At 73.4% G+C, this 14,787-nt stretch carries 13 protein-coding genes and 1 tRNA gene; 7 read left to right on the top strand and 7 right to left on the bottom strand.

All coding sequences use genetic code 11. From position 1 onward, the window contains the following. Window positions 1-4: 4 nt before the first annotated feature. The 3 genes from ACFYW1_RS09925 to ACFYW1_RS09915 all read left to right on the top strand — a co-directional run bounded on the left by ACFYW1_RS09925 (window position 5) and on the right by ACFYW1_RS09915 (window position 2,086). Entirely contained in the window at window positions 5-616 is a 612-nt protein-coding gene (locus ACFYW1_RS09925; RefSeq protein ID WP_384216871.1) for a GNAT family N-acetyltransferase, read from the top strand. A 170-nt stretch (window positions 617-786) separates the two neighbouring features. Next, complete coding sequence (gene glpR, locus ACFYW1_RS09920; RefSeq protein WP_388989725.1) at window positions 787-1,914, top strand: gephyrin-like molybdotransferase receptor GlpR; 1,128 nt, start codon at window positions 787-789, stop codon at window positions 1,912-1,914. Window positions 1,915-2,012: 98 nt separating this feature from the next. Then, window positions 2,013-2,086 (top strand) — tRNA-Ala (locus ACFYW1_RS09915). Here ACFYW1_RS09915 and ACFYW1_RS09910 read toward each other — a convergent pair. Both ACFYW1_RS09910 and ACFYW1_RS09905 read right to left on the bottom strand, forming a co-directional pair. Further along, window positions 2,068-2,394: a Scr1 family TA system antitoxin-like transcriptional regulator gene (locus tag ACFYW1_RS09910; protein ID WP_388989723.1), complete on the bottom strand. Its 327-nt coding sequence runs from the start codon at window positions 2,392-2,394 to the stop codon at window positions 2,068-2,070. The two genes, ACFYW1_RS09915 and ACFYW1_RS09910, sit on opposite strands and share 19 nt — an antisense overlap. A gap of 76 nt (window positions 2,395-2,470) precedes the next feature. Further along, a complete protein-coding gene (locus ACFYW1_RS09905; protein WP_388989721.1) occupies window positions 2,471-3,457 on the bottom strand; it encodes an aldo/keto reductase in 987 nt (328 codons plus the stop codon). A gap of 275 nt (window positions 3,458-3,732) precedes the next feature. On the opposite strand from ACFYW1_RS09905, the gene ACFYW1_RS09900 reads away from it, so the two are divergent. Beyond that, window positions 3,733-4,518: an SAM-dependent methyltransferase gene (locus tag ACFYW1_RS09900; protein WP_388989718.1), complete on the top strand. Its 786-nt coding sequence runs from the start codon at window positions 3,733-3,735 to the stop codon at window positions 4,516-4,518. Between the two features lie 86 nt (window positions 4,519-4,604). Then, window positions 4,605-5,780: a serine hydrolase domain-containing protein gene (locus ACFYW1_RS09895; protein ID WP_388989716.1), complete on the top strand. Its 1,176-nt coding sequence runs from the start codon at window positions 4,605-4,607 to the stop codon at window positions 5,778-5,780. A 32-nt stretch (window positions 5,781-5,812) separates the two neighbouring features. On the opposite strand, the gene ACFYW1_RS09890 is transcribed toward ACFYW1_RS09895, so the two are convergent. Continuing rightward, window positions 5,813-6,292 carry a GNAT family N-acetyltransferase gene (locus ACFYW1_RS09890; protein ID WP_388989714.1) on the bottom strand — a complete coding sequence of 160 codons (480 nt, stop codon included), beginning with the start codon at window positions 6,290-6,292 and terminating at the stop codon, window positions 5,813-5,815. 50 nt (window positions 6,293-6,342) lie between these two features. On the opposite strand from ACFYW1_RS09890, the gene ACFYW1_RS09885 reads away from it, so the two are divergent. Next, entirely contained in the window at window positions 6,343-7,161 is an 819-nt protein-coding gene (locus ACFYW1_RS09885; RefSeq protein WP_388989712.1) for an exodeoxyribonuclease III, read from the top strand. A 280-nt stretch (window positions 7,162-7,441) separates the two neighbouring features. Here the strand turns inward: ACFYW1_RS09885 and ACFYW1_RS09880 are convergent, their stop codons facing one another. Further along, the gene (locus tag ACFYW1_RS09880) at window positions 7,442-8,665 is read right to left on the bottom strand and encodes a lipid-transfer protein (protein ID WP_388989710.1); all 1,224 of its coding nucleotides are present in this window, start codon (window positions 8,663-8,665) and stop codon (window positions 7,442-7,444) included. A 15-nt stretch (window positions 8,666-8,680) separates the two neighbouring features. Beyond that, window positions 8,681-10,861 (bottom strand): acyl-CoA dehydrogenase, encoded by a 2,181-nt coding sequence (locus tag ACFYW1_RS09875; RefSeq protein ID WP_388989708.1) that lies wholly within the window; start codon window positions 10,859-10,861, stop codon window positions 8,681-8,683. Between the two features lie 450 nt (window positions 10,862-11,311). On the opposite strand from ACFYW1_RS09875, the gene ACFYW1_RS09870 reads away from it, so the two are divergent. Further along, the gene (locus ACFYW1_RS09870; RefSeq protein WP_388989706.1) at window positions 11,312-13,120 is read left to right on the top strand and encodes an MFS transporter; all 1,809 of its coding nucleotides are present in this window, start codon (window positions 11,312-11,314) and stop codon (window positions 13,118-13,120) included. Here ACFYW1_RS09870 and pepE read toward each other — a convergent pair. Beyond that, the gene (pepE, locus tag ACFYW1_RS09865; RefSeq protein ID WP_388989704.1) at window positions 13,083-13,811 is read right to left on the bottom strand and encodes a dipeptidase PepE; all 729 of its coding nucleotides are present in this window, start codon (window positions 13,809-13,811) and stop codon (window positions 13,083-13,085) included. The two genes, ACFYW1_RS09870 and pepE, sit on opposite strands and share 38 nt — an antisense overlap. A 29-nt stretch (window positions 13,812-13,840) precedes the next feature. Continuing rightward, window positions 13,841-14,668: an IclR family transcriptional regulator gene (locus ACFYW1_RS09860; RefSeq protein ID WP_388989701.1), complete on the bottom strand. Its 828-nt coding sequence runs from the start codon at window positions 14,666-14,668 to the stop codon at window positions 13,841-13,843. Window positions 14,669-14,787: the final 119 nt, after the last annotated feature.

The raw sequence follows: 14,787 nt of genomic DNA, 5'->3' as shown, positions 1-14,787 counted from the left end.
GCCGGTGGTCCTCGGCGACGGCGATGTCGTCCTGCGCCCGATCAAGCTGCGCGACCAGCGCGTGTGGCGCGAGGTCAACCGGCGCAACCGCGAGTGGCTGCGCCCCTGGGAGGCGACCGTGCCGCCGCCCGCCCCGGGCGGCCCGGTGGCCCGGCGCCCCACGTACCGTCAGATGATCCGGCACCTGCGCGCCGAGGCCAACGCGGGCCGGATGCTGCCCTTCGCCATCGAGTACCGGGGCCGTCTGGTGGGCCAGTTGACGGTCGCCGGGATCACCTGGGGATCGATGTGCTCGGGCCACGTCGGCTACTGGGTCGACCAGGAGGTGGCCGGGCGGGGCGTGATGCCGACGGCGGTCGCCCTCGTCGTCGACCACTGCTTCCGCACGGTCGGGCTGCACCGCATCGAGGTGTGCATTCGGCCGGAGAACGGGCCCAGCAGAAGGGTCGTCGAGAAACTGGGATTCCGCGAAGAGGGGCTGCGTCCGCGATATCTCCACATCGACGGCGCCTGGCGCGACCACCTCATCTACGCGCTCACCGCGGAGGAAGTGCCCGAGGGGATGCTCCGCCGCTGGCACCGGAAACGACCTGGAACACCCCGGGAAATAAAATAAGTGTTCGATATTGGTCGGCAGTTGGAGTCACCGATCGGACATCGGGCGCACACAAACCTCCATGGGCGATCCGAACAATCACAAAAAAACTCCTTGATATCAGCCGGATCGTGCGACACACCGGTCCAATTGGCGGATGCCTCCGCGCAAACCCCTCTACGGTGTGAGATGTGAGCAGCAGCGGCCTCATCTACGCAGTCATCGTCGGGGCCTGGGCCGCCTACTTGGTGCCGATGTGGCTCCGCAGGCAGGACGAGCTCAACGAAGCCCGTCCGACGGAACGCTTCAGCACCGCCATCCGGCTGCTGTCCGGACGGGCGGGGATGGAGCGCCGGTACGCCAAGGAGTTGCGGGAGCGGACTGCCGAGGAGGCGGAGCCCGACGTCGACCCGGACGCCGAAACGGACCGATTGGAATCCGTGGACGTCCGGGCCTTCGCCGCGCCCGACGCACATACCGAGGCGCGGGTGCACGACCCGGCGCGTGCGCCCGAGCGCGCGGCCGAGCAGTGCCCCGAGCCGGCCCGGGAGCGGCGCGCCCGCCCGCGTCCGGCCGTGCCGGAGGCCGAGCGCGTCCGGCGGGCCCAGCGCCTCCAGGTCCTCGCGCGCCGTCGGCGCACCACCGTGGTCCTCTTCCTGGCCTTCACCCTCGGCGCGGTCGTGGCGGCGGTCGGCGGGCTCCACTTCCTCTGGGCACCCGCGGTCCCGGCCGTGCTGCTGAGCGCGTACATCGTGCATCTGCGGACCCAGGAGCGGCGCCGGTTCGCCTTCACCATGGACCGGCGGCGGGCGGAGGTGGCGGCACAGCACCTGCGTGAGAACCGTCACCGCGGCCACCAGTCGGCCACGGCGACGGCCCCCGTCGAACCCGACGAGGAGCCCGAGGCGCGCCACCCCGAGCCGGAGCCCGCGCCCGCGGTCTCCCCGCAGGAGGCCGGCCGCCGCGCCCTGGTCGAGCAGACGGACCACGCGGAATGGGTCGACCAGCAGCGCGAGCGCGGCCGGACCCAGGGCGACAGCTGGGAGCCGGTCCCGGTCCCGCTGCCGACCTACGTCACGGCCCCGGTCGCCCCGCGCGCCACGGGCGGCGTCGAGGTCGGCAACCCGGAGACCTGGAGCGCGGCCCGCTCCAGCGCCGCGGAGCCCAGCCAGACGGGCACGTCGCACCCCACCACGCCCCCCGTCGAACCGGCGCCGCGTCAGCGCACCAACCAGTCCCGCCGCAGCCGCGACCGCGGCCGCACCCCGCTCTTCGACCAGTACGAGGACGGGGAGCGGCCCCGTGCCGCCAACGAATGAACCCGCTCCCGGCCCGGCCGCGACGCCGACTCGGCTGACCAGCACGGACCGGATTTCCGAGCACCCCCTCAGGGGTGCTAGAGTTTCACTCGTTGCAAGGGCCTGTGGCGCAGTCTGGTAGCGCACCTCGTTCGCATCGAGGGGGTCTGGGGTTCAAATCCCCACAGGTCCACAACAACACAAGATCCCGTCCGATCGAAAGATCGGGCGGGATCTTGCTGTTTCCGGAGCTTGGTCGGTGGGAGGCGCAGCAAGGGACTCGGGCAGGACCGCCCAGTACCGCAGGGCCCGATGACCGGTTTCGAGGAGCCGCGCCCGCGCCGGCCGCCCGTTGACCTTCTCGTCGGCCTCCTCCAGGAGTTCGGGCAGCCGCTCGGCGCAGATCACGGCCCGTGCGTACGCCTCCGTCCGGAGCGGGCCGGGGATGACGCCCGGTGACCGTTCCTCGATGGTCTCGGCGCGCTCCTCGGCCTCCAGCACGCGTTCGAAGTGCTCCGCGTGGCCATTGCGCCTGGACCGAGGAGCAGGGCGCCGGCAAGTCGGCCTCGGTACGGGGTCAGTGGGCGGCGTCCAGGCGGGTTCGCTGGTCTTCCGTCAGTTCCAGGTCGACCGCCGCCAGGTTCTTCTTCAGCTGCGCCACCGACGAGGCCCCGGCCAGCGGGACGATGGGCAGCCGGTTGCCGATCTGCCAGGCCAGGACGACCTGGTTGAGGTCGGCTCCGGTCTCGGCGGCGACCTCGCGCAGCACCGCGAGCCGGGCGGGGGTGCCGGGGTGGTCGTAGTCCTGGGGGACCGGCTTGTCGGGGCGGGTGTACGCGCCGGCGAGCAGCGGGGAGTACGCGACCAGGGTCAGCGCGGGCTCGGCGCGCAGGTAGCTGAGCAGTTCGGGTCCGGCGTGGCCGAGGCTGCCGTCCTCGAAGAGCGGGCTGGGGACGTCGTACCGGGGGCGGAGGTGGCTGTGCTGGTACTGGAGCACCTCGTAGCCGGGCAGTCCGGCCGCCGCCGCGAGCGACCGGGCGCGCTCCACCCGCCAGACGGCGTGGTTGCTGGCGCCCAGCAGCCCGACCGTCCCCTCGGCGGTCAGTTCCCCGAACGCCTCCACGGTCTCGCGGAGCGGGACGGTCCGGTCCTCGATGTGTGCGTAGAGCAGGTCCAGCCGTTCCACCCCGAGCCGTTCCCGGCTGCGCTCGGCGGCCTCGCGGACGGCCTTCGCCGAGAGCCCTTCCGGGTTGTCGAGGAACCCGGTGCCGGGGGCGAGCGGTGCGGCGCCCAGCTTGGTGGCGATGACGATCTCGTCGCCGACGCCGCGGCTGCGCCGCCACTTCCCGAGCAGCCGCTCGCTCTGGCCGCCGAGGTCGCCGCCGACCCAGTAGGCGTAGTTGTCGGAGGTGTCGATGAAGGTGCCGCCCGCCTCGACGAAGTGGTCGAGGACGGCGAACGAGGTCTTCTCGTCGGTCACCGACCCGAAGAGCATCGCGCCGAGCGCGAGGACGCTCACCTCGCGTCGGGTGGCGGGATCGGTGCCGATGGTGCGGTACTTCATGACTGTCCCCTCCGGTCGCGGCCGCCGCCGGTCGGTGGCCGCGGTCAGGAGTGTGCTCGTTGAAGTGCACTCCAGGGCAAGGGCGTTGCGGCCTTGCCGGTGCGCGCGGGGGCGGAGCGACGCGGATGAGGGGCGGCGAGGGCCAGGTCACGAGGCCGTTCCGGCGGGGGCCGTTCTCGCGGGACGCGGCGTCGGCCCCGGAAGGGAGGTCGCCTACCCTGAACGCGTTCACCCGCTTTTCGCTCATGAATTCCCCGTTCCGAGAGGAGCGTCCCGTGACGGTCGGCAGGCCCGACTCCCGGATCGACACCAGCAAGCCCCATCCCGCGCGTGTTTACGACTGGCTCCTGGGCGGCAAGGACAACTACCCCGTCGACCAGGAGGTGGCGGAGAAGCTGCCCGCGGAGGCGCGGGGCAACGCGGCGCGGAACCGGGCCTTCATGCACCGGGCCTCCGCCTGGCTGGCGCGGTCCGGGGTCGACCAGTTCCTCGACATCGGCACCGGCATTCCCACCGAGCCCAATCTGCACCAGGTCGTCCAGACCGTCGTGCCGGGCGCCCGGGTCGTCTACGCGGACAACGACCCGATCGTCCTGCGCCACGCGGAGGCGCTGCTGATCAGCAGCCCCGAGGGCGCCACCGACTACATCCACGCGGATGTGCGGCAGCCGGAGGCGATCCTCGAACGCGCCGCCGAACTGCTGGACTTCGACCGGCCGATCGCGCTCTCCCTGATCGCGCTGCTGCACTTCCTGCCGGACGACCAGGACCCGTACGGCATCACCCGCACCCTGGTCGACGCGCTGCCGTCGGGCAGCTTCCTGGTGCTCTCGCACGGCACGGCCGATCAGCACCCGGAGCTGAGGGAGAAGACCGAGACCGCGTACCGGAAGGGGGCGATCCCGTTGCGGATGCGCACCCGGGGCGAGGTCGAGCCCTTCTTCGAGGGGCTGGACCTCGTCGAGCCGGGCCTGGTCTTCGCCACGGAGTGGTACCGGGAGGCGCCCGCCCCGGTCCAGGAGCGCAGCGGTTTCTACGTGGGCGTCGGCCGGGTGCGCTGAGCCGCAGGGGAAGCGCCTCCGGGCCGATGAGTTCCGGGCGGTGCGGCGGTCCTGTCTTCCTGAGGCACGAGCGAGAAGGTGGACCGATGAGTGATCTGCGCGATCTTCTGGAGAAGCACACCGGCCCCGGCGCGGCGCCGGGAGCCGTCGCCCTGGTGGCCCGGGGCGACCGGGTCGAGGTGGTGGCGGTCGGCGACGCGGACGTGGCCGGTGCGACCCCGATGGTCAGGGACTCGATCTTCCGCATCGCGTCGATGACCAAGCCGATCGTCGCCGCGGCCGCGATGATGCTGGTCGACGACGGCCGGATGGCGCTGGACGACCCGGTCGGGACGTGGCTGCCGGAGTGGGCGGCGCCGAAGGTGCTCCGTACGCCGGCCTCCCCGGTCGAGGACGTGGTTCCGGCCGCCAGGGCCGTCACCGTGGAGGACCTGCTCACCTTCCGGGCCGGGATCGGTTTCCCGGACGACTTCTCGCTGCCGGGGGTCGCGCCGCTGTTCGACGAGTTGAAGCAGGGGCCCCCGCAGCCGCAGTCCGTCCCCGCCCCCGACGAGTGGATGGCGGCCCTCTCCCGGGTCCCGCTGCTCCACCAGCCGGGCGAGGCATGGCTGTACAACACCTGCTCCGACATCCTCGGGGTGCTGATCGCCCGGGTCTCGGGCCGGTCGTTGCCCGAGTTCCTGGCGGAGCGGCTGTTCGAGCCGCTGGGCATGACGGACACCGGGTTCGCGGTCCCGGCGGACAAGGCCGACCGGTTCACCGGTTGCTACCGGGCCGATCCGGAGGACGGTGGCCTGCGGCTGCTCGACGCCCCCGACGGGCAGTGGAGCAGGCCGCCCGCCTTCCCGTCCGGCGCCGGCGGGCTGGTCTCGACCGCGGACGACTGGTGCGCCTTCGCCCGGATGCTGCTCGCGGACGGGAGCGTGGAGGGGAGCGCGGGCAGGGGTGCCGGCGGGCGCCGTCTGCTGTCCGTCGATTCGGTGCGGCGGATGACCACCGACCACCTGACCCAGGCGCAGCGCGACGGCGGCAGGCTGTTCCTGGGCGGGCAGGGCTGGGGCTACGGCGGCTCGGTCGACGTCGCGGCCGTCGATTCGTGGAACGCGCCCGGGCGCTACGGCTGGGTGGGCGGCACCGGGACGGCGGGCCACCTCACACCCTCCACCGGGGCCGTCACCGTCCTGCTGACCCAGCTCGCGATGACCGGACCGGTCGCGGGCCCGTTCACGCAGGAGTTCTGGCGGTACGCGGCCGACGCCTGAGCCGGGGCCGGAGGGGCCTTTCGGAACACGCGTCAGCGCAGCGGCTTGGCGTAGCAGCGGCTGCTCTCGTACGTGCGGTAGTGGCCGAACTTCTCGCACGGGCTGTACCCGCTGGACGTGTACAGCGCGATCGCCTCGGGCTGCCGGGTGCCGGTCTCCAGCACCATGCGGGTGCGGCCCGCCGCCCGCGCGTCGTCCTCCAGGGCGGCCAGGATGCGGCGGGCCAGCCCGTTGCCGCGGCCCTCGGGGATCACGAACATCCGCTTGAGCTCGGCGTCGCCGTCCGAGTAGCCCAGGTCGTTGCGGTCCTGGGCGCGCCAGCCGCCGGTGGCGACCGGGCGGTCGAGCGCGTCGTAGGCGAGGAGGTACAGGCCGTTCGGCGGCCGGAACATCGACGGGTCGAGCGGTGTGACGTCGCCCTCGTCGCCGTACCGCTCGGCGTATTCGAGCTGCACCTGGGCGTTGAGTTTCACCGCGTCCGGGTGGTCGAAGGGGCGAGGGTGTATATTCATACGGTTCATGGTACATGTATGCGGGCGGCTGGTGTCGGTATCGTGCCGGAATGCTCACCACTGTGACCACGGTCAATGTAAACGGGCTCCGTGCCGCCGCCAAAAAGGGCTTCGTCGAGTGGCTGGCCCGTACCGAAGCCGATGTGATCTGCCTGCAGGAGGTGCGGGCCGAGCCGCAGCAGCTCCCCGACGAGGTGCGCGACCCCGAGGGCTGGCACACCGTGCACGCGCCGGCCGCCGCCAAGGGGCGGGCCGGTGTCTCCCTCTACACGCGACGGGCGCCCGAGCGGGTGCAGGTCGGGTTCGGCGGCTTCGGGATCGCCGGGAGCGAGGAGTTCGACACGAGCGGCCGTTACGTCGAGGTCGACCTGCCCGGCGTCACGGTCGCGAGCCTCTACCTGCCCTCCGGCGAGGTCGGCACGGAGAAGCAGGAGGAGAAGGAACGGTTCATGGCCGCGTTCCTGCCCTATCTGAAGGGGCTCAAGGAGCGTGCCGCCGCCGACGGGCGCGAGGTGGTGGTCTGCGGCGACTGGAACATCGCCCACCGGGAGGCCGACCTGAAGAACTGGAAGGCCAACAAGAAGAGCTCCGGCTTCCTCCCCGAGGAGCGGGAGTGGCTGTCCCGGGTCCTCGACGAGGCCGGGTACGTCGACGTCGTGCGGGAGCTGCACCCCGACGTGGAGGGGCCGTACTCCTGGTGGTCCTACCGGGGCCGGGCCTTCGACAACGACACGGGCTGGCGGATCGACTACCAGATGGCCACGCCGGGGCTGGCCGCCCGGGCGGTGAAGGGCCTGGTCGAGCGGGCCGCCACGCACGGCGAGCGGTGGAGCGACCACGCGCCGGTGACGGTGGTGTTCGAGCGCTGATCCCGGGTCCGGGCGCGGCTCCGGGCCCGTCGGTCCACGGGGGGGGGGGGGGGGGGGGCCGCGGCGGGGGGGGGGGGGGGGCGGGGGGGGGGGGGGGGGGGGGGGGGGGGTGGGGGGGGGGGGGGGGGGGGGGGTGGGTTGGGGGGGGGGGGGGGCGGCCTCCGCCCCCCCCCCCCCGGCCCGGCGGGGGGGGGGGGGGGGGGGGGGGGGGCGGGGGGCGGCCCCCCCCCCCCCGCCCGGCGCGGCCCCCCCCCCCCCCCCCCCCCCCCCCCGCTTCCCGCTACCGGCGCAGCAGTGTCACCACCGCCGCGCCGCCGAGGCCGATGTTGTGGGTCAGGCCGACCTGGGCGCCCGGTACCTGCCGCTCGCCCGCCTCTCCCCTCAACTGCCAGGTGATCTCGGCGACCTGGGCGATGCCGGTGGCGCCGAGCGGGTGTCCCTTGGAGATCAGCCCGCCCGACGGGTTGACCACCCAGCGCCCGCCGTAGGTGGTGGCCCCGGATTCGACGAGCTTGCCCGACTCGCCCTCGCCGCACAGCCCGAGCGCCTCGTAGGTGAGGAGTTCGTTGACGGAGAAGCAGTCGTGCAGCTCGATCACGTCGAGATCGGCGGCGGACAGGCCCGAGGCCGCGTACACCTGCCGGGCGGCGGCCCGCGACACCGGCAGGCCCACCGCGTCGATGCAGGTCCCGGAGGCGAAGGACTCCTCGGTGTCGGTGGTCATGGCCTGGGCGGCGATCTCCACCGCCCGGTCGTGCAGGCCGTGTTCGTCGACGAAGCGCCGGGACACGACGACGGCCGCGGCGGCCCCGTCGGAGGTGGGCGAGCACTGGAGCCTGGTCAGCGGGGAGTGGACGGGCTTCGCGGCGAGCACCTCCTCGACCGTGTACGGGTCCTGGAACTGGGCGTACGGGTTGTTCACCGAGTGCCGGTGGTTCTTGGCGCCGACCGCCGCGAGCTGCGCCTCCGTGGTCCCGTACCGGGCCATGTGCTCGCGGGCCGCGTTGCCGAAGATCTGGGCGGTGGGCGGGGTCCGTTCGAAGCCGTGGGCGGCGGCCATGATCCCGTAGTGCCGGGCCACGGGCGAGGCCCTGAAGTCCGCGGCGCCGCCGTCCGCGCCCCCGCCGCCGAGCGAGCCGCGGGTCATCTTCTCGAAGCCGAGCGCGAGGACGCAGTCACCTGCGCCGCCCTCGACGAACTGCCGGGCCGTCATCAGGGCGGTGGAGCCGGTGGCGCAGTTGTTGTTGACGTTGTAGACGGGTATCCCGGTCAGGCCGAGTCCGTACACGGCGCGCTGCCCGGCGGTGGAGGGCTGGAAGCAGTAGCCGACGACGGCCTGCTGGATCTGCCCGTAGGAGAGCCGGGCGTCGGCGAGCGCCGCCGTTCCGGCCTCCTTCGCCATGTCCCAGTACTGCCAGTCGCGGGTCTGCGGCTTCTCGAACCTCGTCATCCCGACCCCGACGACGTACGCCTTGGCGGGTTGCGCGGCTGTGGCGGGTTTCATGGGTGGTGGGTCCTTTCAATCGCGCGGGAGGCCGAGGATGCGCTCGGCGACGACATTGAGCTGGACCTGGGTGGTGCCGCCCGCGATGGTCAGGCAGCGGGACATCAGGAAGCCGTGCAGGGCCCGCTGCCCGGCACCCTCGCCCGTGGCGCCGGCCGGTCCGAGGAGTTCGAGGGCCAGTTCCGCGACCTTCTGCTGGTGGGTGGTCTGGACGAGCTTGCGCACGGAGGCCCCCGCGCCGGGTTCGAGGCCGGAGACCTGGCGCAGGGTGGTCCGCAGTCCGATGCAGCCCAGCGCGTGCGCCTCGGCGGCGAGCGCTCCGACGCGGGCCCGGTGGGCGCCGTCGAGTTCGCCGCAGCGGGCGATCAGCGCCTCCAGGCCGGTGTCGAAGGTCATCTGGTCGGCCATGTGGACGCGTTCGTTGCCCAGGGTGTGCCGGGCGACCCGCCAGCCGTCGCCGGGTTCGCCGACGACGGCGTCGGCGGGCAGCAGGACGTCGTCGAAGTACACCTCGTTGAAGAGGGAGTCGCCGGTGATCTCCTTCAGCGGCCGGATGTCGATGCCCGGGGTGTTCCGCATGTCGACGACGAAGTAGCCGAGTCCCCGGTGCTTGGGGGCGTCGGGGTCGGTCCTGGCGAGCAGGATGCCGTGGTCGGCGCTGCGGGCGGCGCTCGTCCAGACCTTCTGGCCGTTGATCCGCCAGCCCTCCTCGGTGCGCTCCGCCCTGGTGCGCAGCGAGGCGAGGTCGGAGCCCGCGCCGGGCTCCGAGAACAGCTGGCACCACAGGAGTTCGCCGCGCAGTGTGGGCGGAAGATAGCGCTCCCGTTGGGCGGCCGTGCCGTGGGCGATGAGTGAGGGCACCACCCAGGTGGCGATCCCCAGGTCGCTGATCCGCACCCCCTGTTCCGCCAACTCCTGTTGTACGACCAGCTGTTGTACGGGGTCGGCGCCCAGGCCCCAGGGGGCGGGCAGGTGCGGGGCGGCGTAGCCGGTGGGGGCGAGGGCGCGGCGGGCCTCCTTCGGGTCGAGGCCGCGGGCGGCCGCCACGACCCGGTGTGCCTCGGCGCGGTGGGCGGCGGCCCGTTCGGGGAGTTCGAGGGCCAGTTCGCGGCGGGCGCCGCTCCCGGCCAGCCGCACGGCCCGCAGCCGGTGGGCGTCCCCGGCGCCCAGCAGCTGCCGTGCCACCAGGGCCCGGCGCAGGTACAGGTGGGCGTCGTGCTCCCAGGTGAAGCCGATGCCGCCGAGGATCTGGATACAGTCCTTGGCGCAGCCGTATGCCGCGTCGAGGGCGTCCGAAGCGGCGAGGGCGGCGACCATGGACCGTACGTCCGGGTCCTTCTCGCCGTCGGCGGCGCGGGCCGCGTCCCACACCAGCGCGCGGGCCCGCTCGACCCGGACGAGCATGTCGGCGCAGAGGTGCTTGATGCCCTGGAACTGTCCGATGGGACGGCCGAACTGTTCGCGCGTCCTGGCGTGTTCGGCGGCGAGGTCGAGGGCCTTGGCGGCGGTTCCGCAGGCTTCCGCGGCGAGGAGGACGGCGGCGAGGTCGCGGACGTGCGCGGTGTCGGTCCGTACGAGGCGCTCCGCGGGGACGAGGACGCCCTGGGCCACGACGTCGGCCGTGCGGCGGGTCGGGTCGGCGCCCCGGTGCGGGTGCGCGGTCAGCCCGTCGGCGGCGGCGTCGACGGCCAGCCAGATGGTGCCGGAGGCCGATTCGGCGGCGAGCAGGAGCAGGTCCGCGTCGGCGCCGGAGAGGACGGGCGGGGAGGCGCCGTCGAGCAGGTAGCCGCCCTGTTGTTCGACGGCGGTGAGGGTGCCGGGGCCCAGGGCGGCGGCGCCGACCCGGCTGCCGGAGGCGAGGGCGGGCAGCGGTTCGCCGCCGCCCGCCGCGTGCAGTACGGCACCGGCGAGGGCGTTCGCCAGGTACGGCCCGGGGAGCGCGGCCCGGCCCGCCTCCTCCAGGACCACGGCCAGGTCGAGGAGCCCGCCGCCCCCGCCGCCGTGCTCCTCGGGGAGGTGGAGGGCGAGCAGGCCCTGTTCGGCGAGGACGTCCCAGTACCCGGGCCGCCCGCCGGGGGCGCCGGTGCCGTCCGCGTCGAGGAGCGCGCGAAGCTCCTCGGACGGTACGGCGCGCGCCAGCACGCCCCGTACGGCCTGCGCCAACTCCCTGTGTTCTTCGGTGATTCCGATGCCCATGCGGATCCTCGCCGGTCGCAGCCACTGGAACGGCGCAAGAGTAGAACACGTTTCAATCTGACGGAAGGTCAGGAAACCGCCGACTCTCCCCGACCCCTCCGGGAACGGCCGCGCGCGCCCGCGCACCGGGATACCGGAACCACCGCGCACGCCCGCGCGCCACGAGGCCGGAACCGCCGCACACGCCCGCGCGTCACCACCCCGGGCCGCCGTGCGGTTCGTACCGTGCGCGCCCTCGCCCGGGTCAAGTGCCCCTCCGCACGGGGCCGGTGCGCCCTCGCGCCCCGTGCGTTCCGCGTTTTCCGGAATACCTTGGACGACCGGAAGGTTTCACCCTGCACGCACTTGGCGGGCGGCCCCGCCCGCCGTCGGGCCCGCGCACCTCGCCGGGCCCGCACACTCCGCCGGACCCTTCACCGCACTCGACCCCGCCGCCCGGAGGCCGCACGCATGCCACAGACGTCGAACGAACAGCACGCCGGGGAACCCGCCGAACCGTCCGCACCCCGGGCGGGCGGCGGCGTCGTCCCCGTACTCGCCTTCGCGGGTATCACCGTCGCGGTGATGCAGACCCTGCTCGTCCCCGTCATCAAGGACCTGCCCGCCCTGCTGCGCACCGACCCGGCCGACGCCACCTGGGTGCTGACCTCGACGCTGCTCGCGGGGGCCGTCGCCACCCCGATCATGGGCCGCCTCGGCGACCTGCACGGCAAGCGCCGGATGCTGCTCGCCAGCCTCGCCGTGATGGTGGTCGGCTCCCTCATATGCGCCTTCACCGACGATCTCGTCGTCATGATCGCGGGGCGGGCGCTCCAGGGCTTCGCGATGGGCGCCATCCCGCTGGGCATCGGCATCATGCGCGACGAGCTGCCGCGCGAGAAGCTCGGCTCGGCGATGGCGCTGATGAGTTCCTCGATCGGGGTGGGCGGCGGCCTCGCGCTGCCCGCCGCCGCGCTGGTCGCCCAGCACTTCGACTGGCACACCCTGTTCTTCGGCTCGGCCGCGCTCGGCGTGCTGTCGATGGCGCTCACCGCCCTGATGGTGCCGGAGCCCGAACTGCGCGCGCCCGGCCGGTTCGACCTGGTCGGCGCGCTCGGACTGTCGCTCGGCCTGGTCTGCCTGCTGCTGCCCATCACCAAGGGCGGTGACTGGGGCTGGACCTCGGGCGCCGTGATCGGGCTGTTCGCCGCCGCCCTGGTGGTCCTCCTCCTGTGGGGCCTGTTCGAACTGCGCAGCCCGACCCCGCTGGTCGACCTGCGGACCTCCGCCCGGCGCGAGGTGCTGCTGACCAACCTCGCCTCGGTCATGGTCGGGGTCGCCTTCTACGCCGTCTCGCTGATCCTGCCGCAGCTGCTCCAGCTGCCCACGTCCACGGGGTACGGCCTGGGACATTCGATGGTGGTCGCCGGGCTGTGCGTGGCGCCGCTCGGTCTGACGATGATGTTCGTCGCCCCGCTGTACGCCCGGCTGTCGGCCCGCCGGGGCCCCAAGGTGTCGCTGATGCTCGGCCTGCTGGTCATCGCGGTCGGCTACGGCGCGGGGCTCGGCCTGATGGGCGCCGCCTGGCAGACCGTGCTGATCGCGGTGACGATCGGGGCCGGCATCGGGCTCGCGTACTCCTCGCTGCCCGCGCTGATCATCGGCGCCGTCGACCCGTCCGAGACGGGCGCGGCCAACGGCCTGAACACCCTGATGCGCTCGATCGGCACCTCGGTGTCGAGCGCCGTGATCGGCATGGTGCTGGCCGACACCGCCCTCCCGACGGCCGCGGGACCGCTGCCCTCGATGGAGGGGTTCCGCATCTCGTTCCTGATCGCGATGGGCGCGGTGGTGGTCGGGCTGGTGCTGGCCTCGTTCCTGCCCGCGCGGCGCGAGGCGCTGCGCCCGGCCCTCCTGGCGAGCAGCGAGGACGACATCGAGGAGCCCGCCCCGGCCCCCGCTCCCACCGCGTCCCGCACCGTGGCCGGTTCGGGCGGCTTCCGCGGCCGGGTGGTGGGCACGGACGGGGTGCCGGTGGCCCGCGCCAACGTCACGCTGATCGACCACCGGGGCCGGCAGGCCGGTCTCGCCGTGACCGACGAGCACGGCCGCTACGTCCTGCCCGCCCCGGCCGGCGGGAACTTCGTGCTGGCCGGTTCGGCCGCCGGGTACGCGCCACGCGCCTGCCCGGCGACGTACCCGGGTGACGGCCTGCCGGTCGACACCGATCTGGTGCTGGGCGTCAACGCACCGGGGCGTCGAACCGCGGTGTCGTGGTGAGCAGATGAGAGACGTCCGCCCCGGCCGGCAGCTCCTGCGGCGGTGCGCCGCGGGTGAACAGCCGGGCGGGGCGGGCGCCCTGCACCCGGGCCAGCTCCCCCTCGACCCGCAGCCACGAGCCCTCGCGCAGGCCGAGCACCGGCACGTCGTTCTCCTCCAGGAACTCGGTGAGCCGCTCCTCGCGGGTCTCGCCCTTGTGGGTGCTGGCCGGGTCCGGGTCCAGGTAGTGCGGGTTGATCTGGAACGGGACGAGGCCGAGCGTCTCGAAGGACGGCGGCTGCACGATGGGCATGTCGTTGGTGGTGCGCAGGGTGGGCGCCGCCATGTTCGTACCGGCGCTGGCCCCCATGTACGGCAGCCCGTCGCGCACCGCCTCGGCCACGGCCTCCCGCAGACCGGTCCGGTACAGGGCGCTCAGCAGCCGGAAGGAGTTGCCGCCGCCGATGAACACGGCGTCGGAAGCGGCGAGTTCGGCGATCGGGTCGGGGTTCTCGTGGACACCGCGGACGGTGATCCCGGCCGGTTCGAGGGCGCCGCGGACGCGCGCGGTGTACGTGTCGTGGTCGGCGAGCGCGTAGGGGACGAAGGCCAGCCGGGCGCCCTCGGGCAGGAACGCGGTGACGGTGTCGAGGGCGTGTTCCAGGTAACCACGGCCGTACTGGGTGGAGTTGGAGAGCAGCAGCAGATTCATCGGGTTCCTCTCGGGTCGCTTCCGGGTCGTCAGGTGGTGCGGGGGCGGCGGGCCCGGGGCCTGGGGCGCTGCGGCGGGTGGGTGAGCCGCTTCTCCAGCAGCTGGGCGGCGTGCCGCAGCGCGTCGAGCCGGTCGTCCGGCGCCCCCGAGAAGAGTTCCTCGGCGCCGCCGAGGCTGAGGCTGCCGTACGGTTCGCGGCCGAGGAAGACCGGTACGGCGACGGTCGCGATGCCGGTGTCGTACTCGCCGACCGTCCAGGCGTGGCCCTGGGCCCGGATCTTGAGGAACTCCTCCTCCAGCCGGTCCGGGTCGGTGACCGTCCGGTCGGTGAACCGGGCCATGGGGCGGCCCCGGAAGAGCCGGTGGCGCTGCTCGTCGGGCAGGTACGCGTAGTACGACTTGCTGGTCGCCCCGGCGTGCGCCGGGTAGAGCTCACCGACCAGCGGGTAGTAGCGCAGCGGCCCGGCCACGCCCTCCTCGGCGGCGACGCACCGCATGTGGAAGCTGTCCGGCAGGCAGAAGAGCACCGTGTCGCCGGTGACCCGGCACAGCTCCTCCAGGACCGGTCCGGCCAGCAGCTCCAGCGACCCGGACCGCTCCCAGAGCCTGCCCAGGCGCAGCACGGCGGGGCCGATCCGGTAGCGGCGGGTGACCGGGTCGGAGACCAGGAAGCCGCGCCCGGCGAGGGTGGCGAGCAGCCGCTGGGCCACCGAGGTGTCCCAGCCGAACTCCTCGGCGACCTCGGTGACGCCCCAGTCGGGCCGGGTCCGCTCGAAGGCGAGCAGCACGAGGAGCGCCCGGTCGACGGTTTGCAGGGCCCCGGCGGGGGTGCGCCGGTCCAGATCGAAGTCCGCCATCGTCATCTCACCATTCAGACCTGAATTGCAAATAACGGGAAACAGTTGCGTTCAACGCTATCCGATCCCGAATGTGGCCTCAGCACCCCGCCCCGCACTTCCTCCCGTCGAGCGTCGGC

The organism is Streptomyces sp. NPDC002669, from assembly GCF_042889165.1.
GTDB lineage: Bacteria > Actinomycetota > Actinomycetes > Streptomycetales > Streptomycetaceae > Streptomyces.
This window is presented reverse-complemented; position numbering and strand designations above follow the sequence as displayed.

What these genes read in the sequence shown, in the direction of transcription:
- ACFYW1_RS09905 (WP_388989721.1), bottom strand. Translation starts at nt 3,457, where the DNA reads ATGAAGTACCGCACCATCGGCACCGATCCCGCCACCCGACGCGAGGTG.
- ACFYW1_RS09895 (WP_388989716.1), top strand. Translation starts at nt 4,605, where the DNA reads ATGAGTGATCTGCGCGATCTTCTGGAGAAGCACACCGGCCCCGGCGCG.
- ACFYW1_RS09890 (WP_388989714.1), bottom strand. Translation starts at nt 6,292, where the DNA reads ATGAATATACACCCTCGCCCCTTCGACCACCCGGACGCGGTGAAACTC.
- ACFYW1_RS09885 (WP_388989712.1), top strand. Translation starts at nt 6,343, where the DNA reads ATGCTCACCACTGTGACCACGGTCAATGTAAACGGGCTCCGTGCCGCC.
- ACFYW1_RS09880 (WP_388989710.1), bottom strand. Translation starts at nt 8,665, where the DNA reads ATGAAACCCGCCACAGCCGCGCAACCCGCCAAGGCGTACGTCGTCGGG.
- ACFYW1_RS09875 (WP_388989708.1), bottom strand. Translation starts at nt 10,861, where the DNA reads ATGGGCATCGGAATCACCGAAGAACACAGGGAGTTGGCGCAGGCCGTA.
- ACFYW1_RS09870 (WP_388989706.1), top strand. Translation starts at nt 11,312, where the DNA reads ATGCCACAGACGTCGAACGAACAGCACGCCGGGGAACCCGCCGAACCG.
- pepE (WP_388989704.1), bottom strand. Translation starts at nt 13,811, where the DNA reads ATGAATCTGCTGCTGCTCTCCAACTCCACCCAGTACGGCCGTGGTTAC.
- ACFYW1_RS09860 (WP_388989701.1), bottom strand. Translation starts at nt 14,668, where the DNA reads ATGGCGGACTTCGATCTGGACCGGCGCACCCCCGCCGGGGCCCTGCAA.